Annotated in this window: 20 protein-coding genes and 1 tRNA gene; 14 read left to right on the top strand and 7 right to left on the bottom strand. The window is 68.3% G+C overall.

Going from position 1 to position 20,324, the window contains the following annotated elements:
* Position 1 precedes the first annotated feature (1 nt).
* Positions 2-844, bottom strand: coding sequence for an SGNH/GDSL hydrolase family protein (locus ACQUSX_RS02425; protein ID WP_428905375.1), 843 nt, complete (start codon positions 842-844; stop codon positions 2-4).
* 126 nt (positions 845-970) lie between these two features.
* Here ACQUSX_RS02425 and ACQUSX_RS02420 point away from each other — a divergent pair, with 126 nt between their 5' ends.
* The 3 genes from ACQUSX_RS02420 to ACQUSX_RS02410 all read left to right on the top strand — a co-directional run bounded on the left by ACQUSX_RS02420 (position 971) and on the right by ACQUSX_RS02410 (position 4,460).
* Entirely contained in the window at positions 971-2,713 is a 1,743-nt protein-coding gene (locus ACQUSX_RS02420) for a DEAD/DEAH box helicase (RefSeq protein ID WP_428905374.1), read from the top strand.
* A 105-nt stretch (positions 2,714-2,818) separates the two neighbouring features.
* Complete coding sequence (locus ACQUSX_RS02415) at positions 2,819-3,913, top strand: VIT1/CCC1 transporter family protein (protein WP_428905373.1); 1,095 nt, start codon at positions 2,819-2,821, stop codon at positions 3,911-3,913.
* Positions 3,914-4,010: 97 nt separating this feature from the next.
* The gene (locus ACQUSX_RS02410) at positions 4,011-4,460 is read left to right on the top strand and encodes an SRPBCC family protein (RefSeq protein ID WP_428905372.1); all 450 of its coding nucleotides are present in this window, start codon (positions 4,011-4,013) and stop codon (positions 4,458-4,460) included.
* 55 nt (positions 4,461-4,515) lie between these two features.
* Here ACQUSX_RS02410 and ACQUSX_RS02405 read toward each other — a convergent pair.
* Positions 4,516-4,598, bottom strand: a tRNA-Leu gene (locus ACQUSX_RS02405).
* Between the two features lie 109 nt (positions 4,599-4,707).
* On the opposite strand from ACQUSX_RS02405, the gene ACQUSX_RS02400 reads away from it, so the two are divergent.
* A complete protein-coding gene (locus ACQUSX_RS02400; protein ID WP_428905371.1) occupies positions 4,708-6,003 on the top strand; it encodes a M20/M25/M40 family metallo-hydrolase in 1,296 nt (431 codons plus the stop codon).
* Positions 6,004-6,048: 45 nt separating this feature from the next.
* Entirely contained in the window at positions 6,049-6,879 is an 831-nt protein-coding gene (locus tag ACQUSX_RS02395) for an undecaprenyl-diphosphate phosphatase (RefSeq protein WP_428905370.1), read from the top strand.
* Between the two features lie 25 nt (positions 6,880-6,904).
* Here ACQUSX_RS02395 and ACQUSX_RS02390 read toward each other — a convergent pair whose 3' ends face one another.
* On the bottom strand, positions 6,905-7,747 hold the full coding sequence (locus tag ACQUSX_RS02390) for a PAC2 family protein (protein WP_428905369.1): 843 nt from the start codon (positions 7,745-7,747) through the stop codon (positions 6,905-6,907).
* A gap of 78 nt (positions 7,748-7,825) precedes the next feature.
* Here ACQUSX_RS02390 and ACQUSX_RS02385 point away from each other — a divergent pair, with 78 nt between their 5' ends.
* The 9 genes from ACQUSX_RS02385 to lnt are packed head-to-tail and all read left to right on the top strand — an operon-like array spanning position 7,826 to position 17,573.
* Positions 7,826-8,512 carry an HAD family hydrolase gene (locus ACQUSX_RS02385; protein WP_428905368.1) on the top strand — a complete coding sequence of 229 codons (687 nt, stop codon included), beginning with the start codon at positions 7,826-7,828 and terminating at the stop codon, positions 8,510-8,512.
* A complete protein-coding gene (locus ACQUSX_RS02380; protein WP_428905367.1) occupies positions 8,509-9,519 on the top strand; it encodes a tRNA (adenine-N1)-methyltransferase in 1,011 nt (336 codons plus the stop codon). The genes ACQUSX_RS02385 and ACQUSX_RS02380 overlap by 4 nt, the downstream gene beginning before the upstream one ends.
* Before the next feature lie 10 nt (positions 9,520-9,529).
* Positions 9,530-10,438: a hypothetical protein gene (locus ACQUSX_RS02375; RefSeq protein ID WP_428905366.1), complete on the top strand. Its 909-nt coding sequence runs from the start codon at positions 9,530-9,532 to the stop codon at positions 10,436-10,438.
* Positions 10,435-11,448 (top strand): helix-turn-helix transcriptional regulator, encoded by a 1,014-nt coding sequence (locus ACQUSX_RS02370; RefSeq protein ID WP_428905365.1) that lies wholly within the window; start codon positions 10,435-10,437, stop codon positions 11,446-11,448. The genes ACQUSX_RS02375 and ACQUSX_RS02370 overlap by 4 nt, the downstream gene beginning before the upstream one ends.
* Positions 11,445-12,437 carry a helix-turn-helix transcriptional regulator gene (locus tag ACQUSX_RS02365; RefSeq protein ID WP_428905364.1) on the top strand — a complete coding sequence of 331 codons (993 nt, stop codon included), beginning with the start codon at positions 11,445-11,447 and terminating at the stop codon, positions 12,435-12,437. Before ACQUSX_RS02370 ends, ACQUSX_RS02365 begins: the two co-directional genes overlap by 4 nt.
* A gap of 32 nt (positions 12,438-12,469) precedes the next feature.
* The gene (locus tag ACQUSX_RS02360) at positions 12,470-12,739 is read left to right on the top strand and encodes a twin-arginine translocase TatA/TatE family subunit (RefSeq protein ID WP_428905363.1); all 270 of its coding nucleotides are present in this window, start codon (positions 12,470-12,472) and stop codon (positions 12,737-12,739) included.
* Positions 12,740-12,796: 57 nt separating this feature from the next.
* On the top strand, positions 12,797-13,561 hold the full coding sequence (gene tatC, locus ACQUSX_RS02355) for a twin-arginine translocase subunit TatC (RefSeq protein WP_428907573.1): 765 nt from the start codon (positions 12,797-12,799) through the stop codon (positions 13,559-13,561).
* Complete coding sequence (locus tag ACQUSX_RS02350; protein ID WP_428905362.1) at positions 13,562-16,036, top strand: DEAD/DEAH box helicase; 2,475 nt, start codon at positions 13,562-13,564, stop codon at positions 16,034-16,036.
* A gap of 4 nt (positions 16,037-16,040) precedes the next feature.
* Positions 16,041-17,573, top strand: coding sequence for an apolipoprotein N-acyltransferase (gene lnt, locus ACQUSX_RS02345; RefSeq protein WP_428905361.1), 1,533 nt, complete (start codon positions 16,041-16,043; stop codon positions 17,571-17,573).
* Position 17,574: 1 nt separating this feature from the next.
* Here lnt and ACQUSX_RS02340 read toward each other — a convergent pair whose 3' ends face one another.
* From ACQUSX_RS02340 to ACQUSX_RS02325, 4 genes are all read right to left on the bottom strand, one after another.
* Positions 17,575-17,958, bottom strand: coding sequence for an RNA polymerase-binding protein RbpA (locus ACQUSX_RS02340; RefSeq protein WP_428905360.1), 384 nt, complete (start codon positions 17,956-17,958; stop codon positions 17,575-17,577).
* Positions 17,959-18,078: 120 nt separating this feature from the next.
* The gene (locus tag ACQUSX_RS02335) at positions 18,079-18,849 is read right to left on the bottom strand and encodes a glycerophosphodiester phosphodiesterase family protein (protein ID WP_428905359.1); all 771 of its coding nucleotides are present in this window, start codon (positions 18,847-18,849) and stop codon (positions 18,079-18,081) included.
* The gene (locus ACQUSX_RS02330) at positions 18,846-19,772 is read right to left on the bottom strand and encodes an SPFH domain-containing protein (RefSeq protein WP_428905358.1); all 927 of its coding nucleotides are present in this window, start codon (positions 19,770-19,772) and stop codon (positions 18,846-18,848) included. Before ACQUSX_RS02330 ends, ACQUSX_RS02335 begins: the two co-directional genes overlap by 4 nt.
* Positions 19,772-20,254, bottom strand: coding sequence for an NfeD family protein (locus ACQUSX_RS02325; RefSeq protein WP_428905357.1), 483 nt, complete (start codon positions 20,252-20,254; stop codon positions 19,772-19,774). Before ACQUSX_RS02325 ends, ACQUSX_RS02330 begins: the two co-directional genes overlap by 1 nt.
* Between the last annotated feature and the right edge of the window lie 70 nt (positions 20,255-20,324).

Raw genomic sequence — 20,324 nt, 5'->3', positions numbered from 1 at the left:
CTCAGGCGCCCTCGGCCTTGTCGTCGAGGACGCGCAGCACCGGCGCCGCTTCGGGGCGCTTGGCGGCGACGTGATCGCCCGACGACTGGTGGCGCAGCCGGCGCAGCACCCACGGAACCAGGTGTTCGCGCGCCCAGCCGATGTCCTCGGCGCGCGCAGCGCGCCAGGTGCGCACCGGCAGCGGCTCGGGTTGCATGGCCTGCAGGTCGTTCGGCACGTTCAGCGCGCGGAGCACCATGCGCGCGACCTCATGATGGCCGAGGGCGTTCAGGTGCAGCCGGTCATCTGCGAAGAAGCGGGTGTCCTGGATCGACTTCAGAGCCCACTGATCGGCGACGATGCAGTCGTGCCGGTCGGCGATGGCGCGCACGTTCTCGTTGTAGATGGCGACCTTGCCGCGGAACGGGCGGAACACCGGCGTGAATCCGGTGTCGATGCCGGTGAACAGCACGACTGCCGCGCCCGTCGACGAGAGCCGCGCCACAGCATCCTCGAGCTGTCCCGCGATGTCGTCCGGGTCGGTGCCGGGGCGGATGACGTCATTGCCGCCGGCGCAGATCGAGACGAGGTCCGGACTCAGGTCGACGGCGGGCTGGATCTGCTCCGCGACGATCTGCGCGATCAGCTTGCCGCGGACCGCGAGGTTCGCGTACGCGAAGTCGTCCACATCCTGGGTCAGCACTTCGGCGACGCGATCGGCCCAGCCGCGATTTCCGCCGGGCGTGTCGGGGTCAGGGTCGCCGATGCCCTCGGTGAACGAATCGCCCACCGCGACGAATCGCCGCCACGGGTGAGGGCCTTCGTTGGCGACATACGGGGTGCGCGACGAATCCTGGTCGGTCATCGTGTTCTCCTTCGACGAGCCGTCGCGGGGTGAGCGACATGCAGGAAGAGAGCCTACCCCTCGGCTGACACGCGTGGCAGACCGCGACGGGCCGTCGTGTCGGCGGCCTGGCCTATCGTAGATTCGATGCTCTCTCCGTCCTTCCCTCAGCGCGCCCCCTGGGGTACCGCCGACAAGCTGAGGGCATGGCAGCGCGAGGCACTCGAGCAGTACTTCGCCGACGACCGCCGCGACTTCCTCGTCGCCGCGACGCCGGGTGCAGGCAAGACGACGTTCGCGCTCACTCTCGCCGTCGAGCTGCTGCGGATGGGCGAGGTCAACCGGGTCATCGTGGTAGCCCCGACCGAGCACCTCAAGACGCAGTGGGCGGATGCCGCCGCGCGGGTCAGCATCCGCCTCGACCCGCGCTTCAAGAACAGCCACTGGGCGCCCTCGCGGCAGTACCACGGCGTCGTCGTCACGTACGCGCAGGTCGCGGCGCGCTCGTCGGTGCACCGTCACCTGACCGCGGATGCCAAGACGCTGGTGATCCTCGACGAGGTGCACCATGGCGGCGACGCCCTCAGCTGGGGCGACGCGATCCGTGACGCCTATACGCCCGCGAAGCGGCGCCTGCTGCTGTCGGGCACGCCGTTCCGCAGCGACACCGCCCCCATCCCGTTCGTCGAGTACCTGCCGGACGAATCCGGGGCGCGCGTGTCGAGCACCGACTACTCCTACGGCTACGGACGCGCACTCCAGGACGGCGTTGTGCGGCCAGTGCTGTTCCACATGTACGCCGGCAAGATGCGCTGGCGCACCAGCGCCGGCGACGAGCTCGAGGCGCACCTCGGCCAGGACAACACGAAGGATGTGAACTCCCAGGCGTGGCGGACGGCCCTCGATCCGGAGGGGGAGTGGATGCCCGCGGTGCTGTCGGCCGCCGACCGCCGCCTCACCGAGATCCGCCACCACGTCCCGGACGCCGGCGGCCTCGTGCTTGCCACGGATCAGACCGTCGCGAGGGCGTACGCGAAGATCCTGCACAGCATCACCGGTGAGCAGGCGACCATCGTGCTCTCCGACGACGCGACCGCCTCCGAGCGCATCGACCAGTTCAGTGGGAACACCCGACGCTGGATGGTGGCCGTTCGCATGGTGTCCGAAGGCGTGGACGTGCCGCGGCTGGCTGTGGGCGTGTACGCCACCTCGTCTTCGACGCCGCTCTTCTTCGCGCAGGCGATCGGCCGCTTCGTGCGGGCTCGGCGCCGCGGTGAGGCCGCGAGCGTGTTCCTGCCGAACGTGCCGGTGCTGATGACGCTGGCGAACGAGATGGAGCGCCAGCGCGATCACGCGCTGGATCGTCAGACGAAGGACGACGACGGGCTCGAGGACTCGCTGCTCGAGAGTGCGAACCGCGAGGAAGACGCATCGGATGCCCTCACGCAGGAGTTCAGCTACCAGGCCATCTCATCGCTGGCGCACTTCGATCGCGTGGTCTTCGACGGCAAGGACTTCGGGCAGCTGGCGGAGCCTGGCACACCCGAGGAGGAGGAGTTCATCGGATTCCCCGGGCTGCTCGAACCCGAGCACGTGCACGAGCTGCTGATGCAGCGGCAGGCGCGACAGGGACGTCTTCGAGAGGCGCGCGAGGCGGCGACGCCGGTGGAGGCCACCTCGACGCTTCCCGCGCCCCTGCACCGCACTCTGCGCGAGCAGCGCCAGCTGCTGAACAGCCTGGTCGGCCTGTATGCGCGCCAGAGCGGTGAGCCGCACGGTTCGGTGCACGCCGAGCTGCGTCGCGTGTGCGGCGGACCGGCGGTCGCGCAGGCGACCGTGACGCAGCTGCAGTCCCGCATCGATGTGCTCCGCAAGCGCGTCCGCTCCTGACCTCTGCGTTCGGGCATCCGAAAACCTGCCAATCCTCGCCCTGATGCGAGCGGACGCCACGGTGCTCGATAGCGTTGAGTGTTCGCCCACGAGCTCGGAGGATGCATGACCGCGCCCGTCCAACCCACCGCCGCCGACCGAAGGCAGTGGGCCCGCTACCTGGTCGAGGAGCGCGCCGAAGGCGCCGTCTACTCCCGTCTCGCGACCCGCAAGACGGGAGAGGAGCGCGAGATCCTGCTCGCCCTCGCCGAAGCCGAGCGTCGCCATGAGCAGCACTGGCTGAAACTGCTCGGCGGCGAACCGGCTCGCCTGCCCAGGGCCGGATTCCGCTCGAGGATGCTCGGGTGGATGGCCGGGCGCTTCGGGTCGATCTTCGTGCTCGCACTCGCGCAGAGCGCCGAGGCGCGTTCTCCGTACGACGCCGAGATGCACGCGACTGCCGCCATGCGCGCTGACGAGAAGGTGCACCACGAGGTGGTCCGCGGCCTCGCGGCGCGTGGGCGTCGCCGCCTGTCCGGATCGTTCCGTGCAGCGGTGTTCGGCGCGAACGACGGGCTCGTCTCGAACCTCGCGCTGGTGCTCGGCATCGGGGCGACCGGGGTCAGCTCATCCTTCGTGCTGTTCAGCGGCGTGGCGGGGCTGCTCGCCGGAGCGCTGTCGATGGGAGCGGGGGAGTTCGTCTCGGTGCGCTCCCAGCGCGAGCTGCTCACCGCGACCGAGGCCAATAACGATGCGGATGCCGCCGCAGGCGACCTCGACATCGACGCCAACGAGCTCGCTCTCGTCTACCGCGCGCGTGGCGTCGGCCCGGAGGAGGCCCTCGCGAGGGCCGAGCGCGTCGTCACCGCGGCACGCGCGGGTGCACGGCGCACGACGACGGGGACGGTGGGCACGCACGCCGGACACAGCGATCACGAGATCGTCGGCAACGACTGGACGGCCGCCCTCTCGAGTTTCCTGCTCTTCGCATCCGGAGCGATCGTCCCCGTGCTTCCGTGGATCTTCGGCCTCACGGGACTTGCGGCGATCCTCCTCGCCCTCGCACTCGTCGGCATCGCCCTGCTCACCACCGGTGCACTGGTCGGGATCCTGTCCGGCGGTCCGCCCCTGCGACGCGCGCTGCGTCAGCTCGCGATCGGATTCGGTGCGGCGGCGATCACCTACGCATTGGGCGTCGTGTTCGGCGTCGGCGCTCTCTGACCGGAGTCGACAGTCATCGCGACGTGCGTCAACCCCCTGCCGCAAAAGCCGACGATGCGAGTGACTGGAACTCCCCACGAAGAGCGAGGAGTTCAGAATGACCAGCATCGTCGAGACCATCGAGGTCGATGTCCCCGTGACCGTCGCGTACAACCAGTGGACGCAGTTCGAGAGCTTTCCCCACTTCCTCGAGGAGGTGGTGTCGATCACGCAGATCGACGACACACGCAATCACTGGGTGGTCAACGTCGCCGGAGCGGAGCGCGAGTTCGACACCGAGATCACCGAGCAGCATCCCGATGAGCGCATCGCCTGGCGCAGCGTCGGCGGCGACACCGCCCACGGCGGCGTGGTGACCTTCCACAAGCTCACGGACACTTCGACGCGGGTGGCGGTGCAGATCGACTGGGAGCCGGAGGGGATGCTCGAGAAGGTCGGAGCCCTGGCCGGGGTCGCCACGCACGCCGTGAAGAAGGACCTCGACAACTTCAAGGAGTTCATCGAGGGTCGCGGCGCGGCCACCGGCGGCTGGCGCGGCGACGTCTGATCCCCGCAGGACGACGAAGGCCCCGAATCTCAGATCCGGGGCCTTGGCCGTTCTGTGCGCGGAGGGGGACTTGAACCCCCACGCCCTTGCGGGCACTGCGACCTCAACGCAGCGCGTCTACCATTCCGCCACCCGCGCAGGTGGTGAAGGTCGTTGCCGACCGAAGAGAAACGTTACCAGGTTTCCCCATCGTGTTCGAACCAGATCGACGCCCGGGCGTGGCACCGGCGTTCGATAGCCTGATGTCATGCCCGAGCCGTCCCTTCCCGAAGTCGCGCAGATCGCACGCGACCTGATCCGCATCGACACCTCGAACTTCGGGGGAGGCAGGGCGAACGGCGAGCGCGAAGCCGCGGAGCACGTCGGCGCGTATCTGCAGAGCCTGGGACTTGAGCCCGAGTACTACGAGCCCATCGCGCGCCGGACCAACGTCATGGCGCGTGTGCCCGGTCGCAATCCGGGTCGCCCGGCGCTTGTGGTGCATGGACACCTCGACGTCGTCCCCGCCATGGCCGAGGACTGGAGCGTCGATCCGTTCGAAGGCGTCATCCGCGACGGGATGCTGTGGGGGCGCGGCGCGGTGGACATGAAGAACATGGATGCCATGATCCTCACCGCCGTCGCCGACATCCTGCGCGCCGGCGAGCAGCCGGACCGCGATCTGATCCTCGTGTTCTTCGCCGACGAGGAGAACGGCGGCGTCGAGGGATCGGCGCTGGTCGTGAAGGACAGACCCGAATGGTTCGCCGGAGCGACCGAGGCGATCAGCGAGGTCGGCGGGTACTCGATCTCGGTCGACGACCGCCGGGCCTATCTGCTGCAGGTGGGCGAGAAGGCGCTGATGTGGCTGCGCCTGGTCGCGAAGGGCCGTGCCGGTCACGGCAGCCGCTACCACGAGGACAACGCGGTCACCCGCCTCGCCGAGGCCGTCGCCGCCATCGGACGCACCCGGTGGCCGATCCGGCTGACTCCGACGACCAGCGCTCTGCTCCACGGTCTCAGCGAGATCACCGGACGACCGGTGGATGACCCGGACGCTCTCGCCGCGGCGGCAGGTCCTGCAGAGGCCTTCCTGCGCTCGACCTTCCGCACCACTGCGAACCCCACCGCCCTGACCGCCGGATACAAGCACAATGTCATCCCGGAGACCGCCGAGGCGCTCATCGATGTTCGGGTCATCCCCGGCACCGAGGACGACGTGCTCGCCGAGCTGCAGCGGATCGTCGGCGACGACATCGAGATCCAGACCGTGGTCCGCGACATCGGCATGGAGACGCCCTTCGAAGGCGACCTCGTCGATCAGATGGTCGCCGCCCTCGGGCGCCACGACCCCGGCGTTCCGGTGATCCCGTATCTGCTCGGCGCGGGCACCGACAACAAGGCGCTGGCCGCGATCGGCATCACCGGCTACGGGTTCGCGCCGCTGCAGCTGCCCGCCGATCTCGACTTCACAGGGATGTTCCACGGTGTGGATGAGCGCGTGCCCGTAGAATCGCTTGTCTTCGGTCAGCGGGTGCTGGCCGACCTGCTGCGCCGCTGCTGACCGGCATCCGCTGCATTCTCTCCTCGCGACCCCCGAAAGCACTGCATGAACCTGCTCGAAGCGCTCATTCTCGGCATCGTGCAGGGACTCACCGAGTTCCTGCCCATATCGTCCAGCGCGCACCTGCGCATCGTCGGCACGTTCCTGCCGTCCGGCGAGGACCCGGGGGCGGCCTTCACCGCGATCACCCAGATCGGCACAGAGGCCGCGGTCGTGGTGTTCTTCTGGCGTGACATCGTGCGCATCATCGGGCAGTGGTTCCGATCCTTGAGCGGCAAGGTGCCGCGCAACGACCCGGATGCCCGGATGGGCTGGCTGATCATCATCGGCAGCATCCCGATCGTCGTGCTCGGGCTGCTCTTCCAGGACAAGATCGAGACGGTGCTGCGCTCGCTCTGGCTGGTGGCCATCATGCTCATCGGCTTCGGCCTGCTGCTCGGCATCGCCGACTACATCGGTGCCAAGAAGCGCAAGCTCAACGAGCTGACCTACCCCCACGGCGTCGCGTTCGGGTTCGCGCAGGCCCTGGCGCTCGTTCCCGGAGTCTCGCGCTCCGGCGGCACGATCACGATCGGTCTGTTCCTCGGTTACGAGCGAGCCGCCGCCGCCCGGTACGCATTCCTGCTCGCGATCCCGGCAGTGTTCGGCAGCGGCTTCTACCAGCTCGCCAAGCACTGGGGAGACCCGAACCAGCACTTCACCCTCACCGAGACCTTCGCCGCGACCGGCATCGCCTTCGTCGTCGCCCTCGGCGTGATCGCCTTCTTCATGAACTGGATCTCGAAGCGCAGCTTCCTGCCGTTCGTGATCTACCGCGTGCTGCTCGGGATCGTGATCATCGTGCTGCTGTCGATGGGCGTCATCCCCGCGCTGTAGCCGTCCCTGCAGGGGCGACCCGGCATCAGCGCTTGTCCGGGCCGTCCCCGCGACGGCGCAGATAGCGCTCGAACGCCTGGGCGATCGCATCGCCGGACGCATCGGGGGAGTCCCATGTGTCGCGGGTCCGCTCGAGCTGGCGGATGTACTCCGACATGTCCTCGTCGTCTGCCGCGGCTGCGTCGATCGATGCCTCCCACGCGGCGGCCTCGGTGCGCAGGTGCTCACGGCTGGGGCCGACCCCGGTCAGCTCCTCGAGGCGATCCAGCAGCGCCAGTGTCGCCTTGGGCGACGGTGCTGCGGTGGCGACGTAGTGGGGGACGCTCGCCCACAGGCTCGCGGCGGGGATCTCGGCCTGCTGCGCGAAGTGCTCGAACACGCTGAGGATCCCGACTGGGCCCTCGTACGTCGACTTGTCCAGGCCGTGCGCGGATCGCACGCGCTCGTCCTGACTGGCCGCGAAGACCGAGATCGGTCGGGTGTGCGGCACATCCGACAGCATCGCCCCCAGCGTCACCATGCCGGTGACGTCATCGCGCAGGGCGATGTCGATGAACTCGGTCACGAACGCCTGCCAGGCGCGGGCGGGCTCCGAACCCGTCAGCAGCCAGAGCTCGGGTCCGTCAGTCGGCACAGTCGGACGCCACAGCGACGCCTCCGGCCAGTTCAGCTCCCGGCCGCCCGCCGCATCCAGCCGCGTGGACGGACGGGTGTACTGATAATCGAAGTAAAGCTCTGGGTCGACGGTGTGCACGCGCTCGTATTCGAGGGATTCGCGCAGGCCGGCGATGGCGCCGCTGGCAGCCTCACCCGCGTCGTTCCAGCCGTCGAATGCGGCGACGATGATGCGAGAGCCGAGGACGTCCATCGAGCCCCTTCCTGTCCACCGGAGATATCCCTCCAGGGTAGTCGCGTGCCGTGGGTCCCGGGCGGGGACACGGCTAGCATGGGTTCAGTGAGCAACAAGCCGAGCGCAGTCCTGTGGGACATGGACGGAACCCTGGTCGACACCGAGCCCTACTGGATCGCCATCGAGACCGACCTCGTCGAATCGTACGGCGGCACCTGGTCGTCGGAGGACGCCCTCGGGCTGGTGGGCAACGCCCTGATCGACAGCGCGCAGAAGCTGCGGCAGGCGGGCGTCGACATGGAGCCGGAGGCCATCGTGCAGCTGATGACCGATCGGGTCGGCGAGCGGCTGCGGATCCAGGGTGTGCCGTTCAGACCCGGCGCGCGGGAGCTGCTGGCCGATCTGCGCGCACAGGGCATCCCGACCGCCCTGGTGACGATGTCGCTTCGGCGGATGGCGCTGGGCGTCCTGGAGCTGATCGACTTCCCGGCTTTCGACTTCGTCGTCGCCGGTGACGACGTCGAACACCCCAAGCCGCACCCCGACCCGTATCTGCAGGCGGCCGGCCTGCTCGGCGTCGACATCGCCGACGCCGTCGTCATCGAGGACTCGCCGACCGGCGTCGCCTCGGGGCTGGCATCCGGTGCGACGACGCTCGGCGTGCCGCACATCGTCGCTCTCGACGGTCTCGGAGCGCACGAGCTGTGGCGGACCCTTGAGGGCAGAACGGCCGCCGACCTCGCGGACCTGCATGCGCGTCTCTCGATGGGCGCGGCACGATGAGCGCGGCACGACCCAGTGGACCGTTCCGCGAAGGTGACCGCGTTCAGCTGACCGGGCCGAAGGCCCGCATGCACACGATCACGCTGCGCGCCGACGGGGAGCTGCACACTCACCACGGCGTGCTGTTCCATCGCGACCTGATCGGCCAGCCCGACGGCTCGGTCGTCACCAACAGCTCGGGGCACGACTACCTCGCACTGCGCCCGCTGCTGCGCGACTTCGCACTGTCGATGCCTCGCGGGGCAGCGATCGTGTACCCGAAGGATTCGGCGCAGATCGTCATGCAGGCCGACATCTTCCCCGGCGCGGTGGTGGTCGAGGCCGGCGTCGGCTCCGGCGCGCTCTCGCTCGCCCTGCTGCGCGCGATCGGGCCCGATGGAGCCCTGACCTCGTTCGAGCGTCGTGAGGACTTCGCTGATGTCGCGAAGGCCAACGTCGAGACCTTCTTCGGCGAGACTCCGAACACCTGGAACGTCGTCGTGGGCGACCTCGCCGACGAGCTGCCCGCGCAGTTCGAGGCCGGCTCTGTCGACCGCGTCGTGCTCGACATGCTGGCGCCCTGGGAATGCATGGACGTGGTCGCGGATGCGCTCACGCCCGGCGGCGTGGTGATCTGCTACATCGCGACAGCGACGCAGCTTTCCCGCGTCGCGGAGTACATCCGCGGAACCGGGCTGTTCACCGAACCAGACGCCTCGGAGACGATGGTGCGCGGCTGGCACGTCGAGGGACTGGCGGTGCGCCCGGATCACCGCATGGTCGCGCACACCGGCTTCCTGCTGACCGCGCGGCGTCTCGCTCCGGGCGCGGTGCCTCCGGAGGTGCGCCGTCGCGCGTCGAAGTCGAGCTACGGTGATGAGGATGTCGAGCTCTGGACGCCCGGCGCGGTCGGGGATCGCGAGATCACCGACAAGAACCTGCGCAAGCGGGTACGCGAGGCGCAGAAAGCAGCGACCGGCGCGCGGGTCGCTGCGGCGTCGCGCGAGACGACCCCGGCTTCGGAATAGACTGGGGCGCGTGCGTAAATCGATCGCTGCTCTCTCGGCCCTCGCCCTCTCCGCCCTCGCGCTGACCGGATGCTCGGCCGCGCCGACTTTCGACGGTGCGGCGTGCGATCGCTCCAGCTCTGCGGGTCTCGCTGCATCCGTCAACGCATCCGGTGACATCGGCACGCCCCAGGTCGGCCTCTCGATGCCGGTGCGCGCATCCGAGGTCAAATACGCCGATCTGATCGTCGGGGACGGCGCCGCGATCACCTCCGAGACGCAGAACGCGATCATGGCCCGCGTGCTTCTGAACGGCACCACAGGTGAGCTGATCCAGCAGCCGGGCAACAGCGTATGGAGCCCGCAGTCGGCGACCGCCGAGCTCGCGGGTGTCGACGAGGCGCTCAGGTGCGCCACCGAGGGAAGCAGGATCGTTGTCGCGATTCCGGCGGCAGACCTCGCGGAAGGGCTCCCCGAGCAGATCGGGCTCGGCGCCGATGACAGCCTGGTCGCCGTCTACGACGTCCGCTACACGCTGCTCTCCAAGGCCGAGGGCCGGGACGTCTTCAACGCCGCACGCGGACTTCCGTCGGTGGTCCGCGCACCCGACGGGCGCCCCGGCATCATCGTCCCCGGCACCGCGGCGCCGAAGGATGCCGTCACCGAGACCCTCATCGAAGGCGAGGGCGACAAGGTCGGCGATGGCGCACCCATGTTCAACTACACCGCCGTCGGCTGGTCCGACCGCGAGGTGACCGGCACGTCGTGGGACGGCCAGGTGCTGATCGACACACAGTCGCTGCCGGCCGAGGTGGGCGAGGCGATCTCCGAGGCGACGGTCGGCTCGCAGCTGATGGTCGTCGTGCCCGGTGACTCCGATGCGACAGTGTACGTCGTGGACGTCCTCGGGATCATCCCGGAGGAGCTGACTCAGGGATGAGTGCCGCGCGGATCCCTGCGGAGGAGCGTCTGACGAATCTCGTCGTGGCGCTGATGGCCACGGAGATCGGCCTGACGAAGCAGCAGATCCTCGACAATGTGTCGGGCTACCGGCAGCGGGTCGAGGCGGGCGCGAAGCCCGACTCGCTGGAGAAGATGTTCGAGCGGGACAAGGACGATCTGCGTGCGCTCGGCATGCCGATCGAGACGATCGGCGATCCGACCGATCCGCAGGACCTGCGGGAGGCGCGCTATCGCATCCCGCTGGCGGAGTACGACCTGCCGTCCGACATCGAGTTCACTCCGGCCGAGCTCGCCGTGCTGCGCCTCGCCGGCAGTGTCTGGAGCGCGGAATCGGTTTCCGGCGACGCGCAGGCCGGCGTCCGCAAGATCCGTGCGCTCGGCATCGACGGTGACGAGCAGATCATCGGTTTCGCTCCGCGGATCACCGCACGGGATGCTGCGTTCCCCGCTTTGCAGGAGGGCATCGAGCGCAGCAGGCTCGTCGTCTTCGAGTACCTCAAGCCCGGCGAGGATGCGCCGACGCGCCGTCGCATCCAGCCGCTCGCCCTGGTCGAGTACGAAGCGCGCTGGCACCTGTTCGGCATCGACATCGACGCGGCCGCCGAGCGCACCTTCCTGCTCGGGCGGATCGTCAGCGATGTGAAGGTGACCGGGCAGGGATACGACGCGGCGATGAAGGAGGGCGCAGCGGATCGGGCGCTGGCCGGACTCGTCGCCGTCGCCGCTTCGCAGACGGCGCTGCTGGAGGTCACGCCGGGGACGGAGGCCGCCCTCAGGCTCGGACGCCGCGCGACGCCTGCGGCCCAGGGCATCACCGTCCCGTACGTGGACCGGCACATCTTCGCCGACGAGCTCGCCTCGTATGGACCAGAGGTCCGCGTCGTGGAGCCCGTCGTCCTGCGTGACGCGGTCATCTCACGACTGCAGACGATCATCGCCGTCCACGACCCTTCGGCCGGCTCGGATGCGAAAGGGGAGCGCGTATGAGTCCCTCGCCCGCCCCGCTGCTCGCGGCCGATCGCGTTCGGCTGTATCTCACCCTGGTCCCGTATCTGCTCGAGCGCGGACAGGTGACCCTCGACGAAGCGGCCGCGGACTTCGGCGTGGGCGCCGACGAGATGCGCAAGATGGTCGAGAAGCTCACGGTGATCGGGCTGCCAGGCGACTCCGGGTACTGGCAGCTTCCGCAGGAGATGTTCGACATCGACTGGGACCTGCTCGACGACCACGGCGTCATCGAGATCACGAATGACGTCGCACTGCGCCGGGTGCCTCGATTCACCGCCCGTGAAGCCGCGGCGCTGCTCGCCGGCCTGCAGATGGTCGCCGCGGTGCCGGCGGTCGCAGACTCCGGCCTGGTCGCCGGGCTGATGGCCAAGCTGTCGCGCGGGTCCGCCGACGCTCCGCCGGATCTCATCGTCGCCCCCGTCGCGGTCACGGAGGTGCAGAACGTCGTCTCCCGTGCAGTGCACGAGGGAGTCGCGGTGACGTTCCGCTACCAGGCACCGGATGCCGAGGCCACGACCCGCACGGTGGATCCGACGCAGATCCTCATCACGAACGGGCAGTGGTACCTGCAGGGCTGGTGCCATCTGCGTCGCGCTCAGCGCACGTTCCACCTCGACCGGGTCAGCGACCCGCAGCTCACCGCGATCACGATCACGCACGCCGACGCCGCCGTCCCCACGGAGTTCGGCCAGGATGCGGGGGAGGGGCGCGTAACGGTTCGGTTACCGCACCGCCTGGTCCCGCTGCTGGGCGCGTTCTCGCACGAGGAGATCGAGCGCACCGATGACCTCGTCACACTGCGCATGAACATGGCAGATCCCCGCGGAATCAAGCGGATCGCGGGGCGGTTCGGCGGAGCGCTCGAGGTGCTTGAACCGGCGCTGGCGCGCTCGACGACACGGGATTGGGCATCGGCCGGACTCGACCTGTACAACGCACCCGGCAGCGGTGCGGCGCAGGTAGACTGATCCGACCGTGACCCATCAATGAGGAGACCTCCATGGGCAATCTTTTCGCAGGACCACACCTGTGGATCATTCTGATCATCATCCTTCTTCTGTTCGGCGCGGCGAAGCTGCCGGCGCTGGCGAAGAGCCTCGGTCAGTCCGCTCGCGTGTTCAAGGGCGAGATGAAGGCCATGAAGGAAGACGGCGCTGAGACCGCGACCGAGGGCACTGACGCCGCGTCGACCGGTACCGCCGCATCTGCACCTGCAGCGCCTCCGGCCGATCGTCCTGCCGATCAGGACACGCCACCTCGCGCTTCATAGGCCGTGACTGAACTGGACGTCGAAGCGCAGCCCGAAGGAGGTAAGCGCGACCGGCGGATGTCGCTCGGCGAGCATCTGAGAGAGGCGCGCAGGCGACTGATATTCGGTGTGCTCGGCCTCGCTGCGGGGATGGTTGTCGCGTTCATCATCACCGATCCGGTCATCGAGTTCCTCACGGAGCCGATCCGGATCATCGATGAGGAGCGCGGCGGCGACTTCGCAGAGCTGATGTTCACCGGCATCGCGTCGGGTTTCAACCTGCGGATCCGCATGGCTCTTTCGATCGGACTGCTGCTGTCGGCGCCGATCTGGCTGTGGCAGATCTGGGCGTTCGTCATGCCTGGCCTCACCCGCAAGGAGATCAAGTACACGCTCGCCTTCGTCGGCGCCGCGGTGCCGCTGTTCTTCGCTGGTGGTTACGTGGCTGTGATGGTGGCACCGCATGTCATCGAGGTGATGTCGAACTTCGTCCCCGAGATCGGCGTGAACTTCTTCGACTCCGACTACTACTACGACTTCATCTTGAAGTTCGTGCTCGTCATCGGCGTCTCCTTCGTGCTGCCGGTCTTCATGGTCGCGCTGAATCTTGCGGGGATCATGACCGGCAGGGCGATGCTCAAAGGGTGGCGCGTCGCGATCCTCGTCTCATCACTTTTCGCTGCCATCGCCACGCCGGCCGCGGACATCGGATCCATGCTGTTGCTCGCGGGCATTCTGATCGTGCTCTACTTCGCCGCTGCGCTCCTGTCCGTGCTGTTCGATCGCCGCAAACGTAAGATCCAGCTGGCCGCCGGCCTCGATCCCGACAACCCGGTGGCGTGAATGAGTTCGCCCGCTGAGCGCTACGCGGCCGCACGCGCCGCCGCAGAGCATCCTCAGACGCAGGCGTTCGCCGCGCGGCAGCGCTTCGACCTGGACCCGTTCCAGGTCGAAGCCTGCCACGCCCTCGAGCGGGGCCGCAGCGTCCTGGTGGCAGCGCCCACCGGCGCGGGGAAGACGATCGTCGGGGAGTTCGCGATCCACCTGGCGATGCAGTCGGCGGGCGACAAGGCGTTCTACACGACGCCGATGAAGGCGCTGTCGAACCAGAAGTTCCGAGAACTGGTCGACGTGTACGGTGCCGAGGACGTCGGTCTGCTCACCGGCGACACGAACATCAACGGCAACGCCCGCATCGTGGTGATGACCACGGAAGTGCTGCGCAACATGCTGTATGCGGACTCCGACGCGCTCCGCGGACTGCGCTACGTCGTCATGGACGAGGTGCACTATCTCGCCGACCGCTTCCGCGGCCCGGTGTGGGAGGAGGTCATCCTGCACCTGCCGCAGGATGTCCGACTGATCTCGCTGAGCGCGACCGTGTCGAACGCGGAGGAGTTCGGGGACTGGCTCGACACGGTGCGCGGTGGCACAGAGGTGATCGTCTCCGAGATCCGGCCCGTGCCGCTGGAGCAGCACGTGCTGGTGCGCGACGATCTGCTGCCGCTGTTCGACGACCGGGCCGGCATCGCCACCGCTCAGGTGAACCAGGAGCTGCTGCGCATCCGCTCCTTCACCGGCTCGCGGTACGAGAGCAACCGCCAGGCTCAGTCGTACAGCAGCAACCGCCACGCGGGCAGGCAGGCGCACAGGCCCCCTCGCGGAGGCAGACGCCCGGTGCGCGCGTCGAACATGCGGCGCATCGAGCGCATGGATCGCCCGGAGGTCGTGCAGCTGCTCGAGCGCGCCAACCTGCTTCCGGCCATCTTCTTCATCTTCAGCCGCGTAGGCTGCGATGCCGCCGTGCAGCAGGTGCGTCGCGCCGGCGTGCGCCTGACATCCCAGGAGGAGCGCGCCGAGATCCGCGAGATCGTGGACGAGCGCACGCGGTCGCTGCAGGACGAAGACCTGGACGTCCTCGGCTTCTGGGAATGGCGTGACAACCTCGAGCGAGGCGTCGCCGCGCACCACGCCGGCATGCTCCCCGCCTTCAAGGAGGTCGTCGAGGAGTTGTTCCAGCGCAAGCTCGTGAAGGCGGTGTTCGCCACCGAGACGCTCGCTCTCGGCATCAACATGCCCGCGCGCACGGTGGTGCTCGAGAAGATGGAGAAGTTCAACGGCGAGGCGCGTGTCGCGATCACGTCGGGCGAGTACACGCAGCTCACCGGTCGTGCCGGCCGCCGCGGCATCGACGTCGAAGGCCATGCCGTCGTGCAGTGGAGCGAGGGAATGGATCCGCAGGCTGTCGCCGCGCTGGCATCCCGCCGCACCTACCCGCTGAATTCCAGTTTCCGTCCGACGTACAACATGGCGGTCAACCTGATCGATCGCTTCGGCAGGGCGCGTGCGAGAGAGATCCTCGAGTCGTCCTTCGCGCAGTTCCAGGCCGATCGCGCGGTCGTCGGCCTCGCGCGAAAGGTCAAGGACGCCGAGGAATCCCTCCAGGGGTACCTGAAGGCCATGCACTGCGAGCACGGCGACTTCCTCGACTACGCCGCGATCCGTCGTGAGCTCAGCGATCTCGAGAAGAAGAACCGCAGGGATGCCGGCGGCCCTCATGGCGCGCGCGACAAGCGGATGAAGAAGATCCAGTCGCTGCGCACGCGCATGCAGCGGCATTCCTGCCACGCGTGCCCTGACCGCGAAGCCCACGCGCGCTGGGCGGAGCGCTACTTCTCGCTGAAACGCGACACGGATCGCATCCGTCGTCAGATCGAGACCCGCACCGGCACGGTCGCGAGGATCTTCGACCGGGTGATCGACGTGCTGCAGGTCGTCGGGTATCTCGACGGGGACGGCGCGGATCTCAGCCTCACGGATGCCGGACGCACCATGCGCCGCATCTACGGTGAGCGCGACCTGCTGGTCGCGGAGTCACTTCGCCAGAGGCTGTGGCGCAACCTCGATGCGCCGTCACTGGCGGCGATGGCCAGCTGCCTCGTCTACGAGCCGCGCCGCGATGAACAGGGGATGGGGGAGCGTGGACTGCCGCGAGGGGCGTTCCGCATCGCCTACGACGCCACCACGCGGCTGTGGGCGGAACTCGATGATCTCGAGCACGACTACTCGCTGCCGCGCACCGAGCCGCTGGCCCCAGGACTGGCGGCAGCGATGCACTCCTGGGCGCGGGGCGGCTCGCTCGACCGCGTGCTCATCGATGCCGACATGGCAGCCGGCGACTTCGTGCGGTGGGCGAAGCAGACCATCGACCTGCTCGATCAGCTCTCGATCGTCTCCGAGGACGATGAACTGGCGCGCACCGCGCGCCGCGCACTCGATGGTGTGCGACGCGGCATCGTCGCCTACACGGCGGTGTGATCGGATGCCCGAACGAGCCACCGATGCACCGGCGCGCCCGCTGACGCCGCTGCTTCCGCTATGGATCGCCGCACCTGCCGCAGGCGCAGCCGGCCTGCTGATGAGCCTGGCCTTCCCGGCTGTCGCGGCCTGGCCGCTGGCGCTCGTGGCGGTCGCGATCATGCTGACCGCGCTCATCGGCCGCCGGATCGGCGGCGCGATGCTCGTGTCGGGCGTGTACGGGCTCGCCCTCTTCTCAGTGCTCGTGTCATGGACGGCGCGGTACCTCGGGCCCGTGCCATGGCTCGCGCTCACTGTGCTCGAGGCGGCGCTGACCGCTGTCGCACTGGTGCCCGTCGCGCTCGCCTACCGATGGCTGCCGCGCGCTTGGCCGCGCAGCCAGGCGGTGGTGCTTCCGCTGGTGGTCGCGGCGCTGTGGACGATACACGAGCTGTTCCTCGGCAACTGGCCGTACGGCGGCTTTCCGTGGGCGCGCATGGGGATGACTCAATCGGAGGGCCCGTTCGCCCCCGTGGCGTCGTGGGCCGGGGTGAGCGGGCTGACGTTCCTGATGGTCGCCGCTGTCGCACTGGTGATCGAGACGGTGCGCCTGCGAACCTGGCATCGACCCGTCCTGCTCATCGCTCCGGTCGCCACAGTTCTCGTGCTCTTTCTCACCCCGCTGTTCCCGACGGTCGACAGCGGCCGCATGCGCATCGCCGCAGTGCAGGGCAACGGCACGACCGGCTACTTCGACGAGCGCGAGCCGTACGGCGTGATCACGGCGCAGAAGGCGGCGACCGACACCATCCAGGGCGAGGACGTCGACCTGATCGTGTGGCCAGAGGGCGGCGTCGACTACGACCCGTTCCTGGACCCGGCGACGGCGCGTCGACTCACCCGAATCGTGAACTCTTTCGAGGCGCCTCTGCTTGCCAACACCGCCACGATGCGCGGCGACGAGTACTTCAACACGTCGTTCCTGTGGACCGAGGACGGCACAGCCCCGCAACAGCACGACAAGCGGCATCCGGTGCCGTTCGGCGAGTATGTGCCGGATCGCGACTTCTATTACGCGCTCGCCCCCGATCTGATCGGATTGATCGGGCGTGAGTACACGCCGGGCATGAACCCCCCGCTGGTCGAAGTCGACGGCACCGGGGTGGGGCTGGCGATCTGCTTCGACGTGATCTACGACGAGGTGATCCGCGAAGGCGTCACGGGCGGTGCCGAGGTGCTCGTGTTCCAGACCAACAACGCCGACTTCCGCGGCACCGATGAGAATCTGCAGCAGCTCGCGTTCGCGCGCATGCGCGCCATTGAGACCGGCCGCAGCGTCGTCAACGTGTCGACGGTCGGCACCAGTCAGATCATCAGGCCGGACGGCTCGACGGTGGCATCCCTGGACGCAGATGAGGCCGGAGCGCTGCTCGAGGATGTCGAACTGCGATCCGGCCTCACGGCTGGGGTGGTGCTGGGCCCGTGGATCCAACTCACGATCGTGATCTCGGGGCCGCTGATCCTGCTGCTCGCCGGCCTGCGGGCCAGGCTGCGGTGATTCAGGCCCCGATGCGCTCGCGCGTCGGGTCGTCGCCTGCACCGCGGCGTGCGCGGACGTAGGCGAGTCGGTCTTCCAGGAGCTCTTCGAGCTCGTCACGGGTGCGGCGCTCGAGCAGCATGTCCCAGTGGGTGCGGGCTGCCTTCTCGTCGGTGTCGTCGAGCTTGACCGATGCCCCGTCGACCTGCAGCACGGCCTCGGCACCGCAGGCGCGGCACTCCCAGGTCTGCGGCGGCTCTGCGTCCGCGGCGAACATCAGGGTCGTCTCCTGGCCGCACGACTCGCACTTGTACGAAGTCGCGCGACGCTCCATGAACACGACGCCCTCTTCGCTCTGAAGGCTCTGTGCACCCAATCGGATGCCGCGAAGGCTGCGATCTGCCATTGTGTGGTCCTCTCGTCGGTGTCAGGTATAACGCTCGCGCCTGTGCGCTTCATCCACAGCGGCGGCTTCCGCGCAGAACTCACAGCGGAATCCCAGAACGAACCCCTGTTTTCGGGTGTATCAGGAGTTCAGCGCGCGCACGGCCAGATCGGCGCGATCCGTCACGATTCCGTCCGCCCCAGCGCCGACGATGCGCCGCATGTCCGCAGGATCATTGATCGTCCACACGTGCACTTCGACCCCGTGCCGATGGGCGGCGCGCACCAGGCTCGGAGTGAAGACCTGGACGCCGCGGTGGCGCTCCGGGATCTGGACGGCATCCACGTCGCGCAGTGCGCGGGCGGGGGAGAGGCGCAGGGCGGAGAGCGCCCGCAGCTTCGCGATGACCTGGGTGCCGCCGGATGTCGCAGGCCGGATCGCGGCGCCCGCCCTCATGACGGAATCGACAGCAGCCAGCCGGTTGCGGTCGCTGAAGCTCGTCAGCAGGACGCGATCGGTGTGTGGGGCGATGAAACCACCGATGGGATCTGCGGCAGCGGCGGTCTTCACATCGATGTTGAATCGCATCGCCGGGAAGGACTCCAGCGCCTCGGCCACCGTCAGCAGTCCGCCATGGTCGGCGAACACCGCGGCGAGTTCGGACGTGCGCACCTCCGAGATCCGCCGCGTGTCGCCGGTCAGTCGCTCGAGGGTGTCGTCATGGAACAGCACCACGTCACCGTCCGCGGTGACCTGGCAGTCCGTCTCGACATAGCCGGCGCCGACGGCATCGGCAGCGGCGAACGCCGCCGCGCTGTTCTCCCAGATCGTCGAGTCGTCAGCGGGCCCGGTCAGCCCACGGTGGGCGAACACGCGAGGGCTTGGTGCGGCGCTGAAGTACGGGTGGGTCACACGTCCCGCTGCGCGTCGATGGTCCCGGCATCCGAACGGGGTGTGAACGCCGTGCCGATGCCCTTGAGCGCCTCGGTGAGCTCGCTGGGGATGATCCACAGCTTGCTCGACTCGCTCTCGCTGATCTTGGGCAGCATCTGCAGGTACTGGTACGCGAGCAGCTTGTCGTCCGGCCTGCCCTGATGGATCGCCGTGAAGACGTTCTGGATCGCCTCGGCTTCACCCTGAGCGCGCAGAACCGCGGCCTGCTTGTCACCCTCGGCCTTGAGGATCGCCGCCTGCCGCTGACCCTCCGCCTCGAGTATCTGCGACTGCTTGGAGCCTTCTGCGGTGAGGATCGCCGCGCGACGGTCGCGCTCTGCGCGCATCTGCTTCTCCATCGAGTCCTGGATGGAGTGCGGCGGGTCGATCGCCTTCAGCTCGACGCGGGAGACGCGGATGCCCCACTTGCCGGTGGCCTCGTCGAGAACGACGCGCAGCTGGCCGTTGATCTCGTCGCGGCTGGTCAGCGCCTCTTCGAGGTTGAGCCCTCCCACGACGTTGCGCAGGGTGGTCGTGGTCAGCTGCTCCACCGCGCCCAGGTAGTTCGCGATCTCGTAGGTCGCCGCACGAGCCTCGGTCACCTGGAAGTAGACGACCGTGTCGATCGACACCACGAGGTTGTCCTCGGTGATCACCGGCTGCGGCGGGAAGGAGACGACCTGCTCGCGCATGTCGATCAGCGGTCGCAGTCGGTCGATGAACGGCACGAGGATGTTCAGACCAGGGCTGAGCGTCTTGTGATACCTGCCGAGCCGTTCGACGATCCCCGCACTCGCCTGGGGGATGATGCGGATCGCTCGTGCCAGCGTGACCAGCACGAAGATGATGACGGCGATCGCGAGGATCCATGCGATCGCGACGGGAATGAACGTCGTGTCCATCAGAGGTCCTCTTCGTTGACGGGGTGGACGATGGCGGTGGCGCCGATGATCTCCATCACGGCGATCACGCTGCCGGCAGGGATGGGCGCGTCGTCGAAGCTGCGGGCGGTCCAGGTGTCGCCGTTGCTCAGCTTCACCTGACCCGACGTCGCGGTGATGTCCTGCAGCACGGTGCCCTGCAGGTCGAGAATGGCGTCCATGTTGGAGGGCGTGCTGTCCTCGCCACTGCGCAGCCGATGCAGCAGGGTCGGTCTGAGAAACAGGATGAACGAGGCCGCGGCGACTCCGGCGATGATCACCTGCGCCCACAGCGGCAGGCCCACCAGATCGCTGACCAGTCCCAGACCGCTGCCGAAGGACAGCATCAGGAATGTCATGTCGAGGGTGAGCATCTCGATGACCAGGAACAGTGCGATCAGCACCAGCCAGCCGACCCACGCCCACTCCTCGACGACCGTCATCAGTGTCGCGAAGCCGTCCATTGGGCCCTCCTGGGGTCAACCTATCACGTGCTGGCCGCCCGGGCTCCGACCACCGTCGTTGTAAGATCGG

It is taken from the genome of Microbacterium alcoholitolerans, from assembly GCF_050408615.1.
In the GTDB taxonomy this organism is placed as follows: domain Bacteria; phylum Actinomycetota; class Actinomycetes; order Actinomycetales; family Microbacteriaceae; genus Microbacterium.
This window is presented reverse-complemented; position numbering and strand designations above follow the sequence as displayed.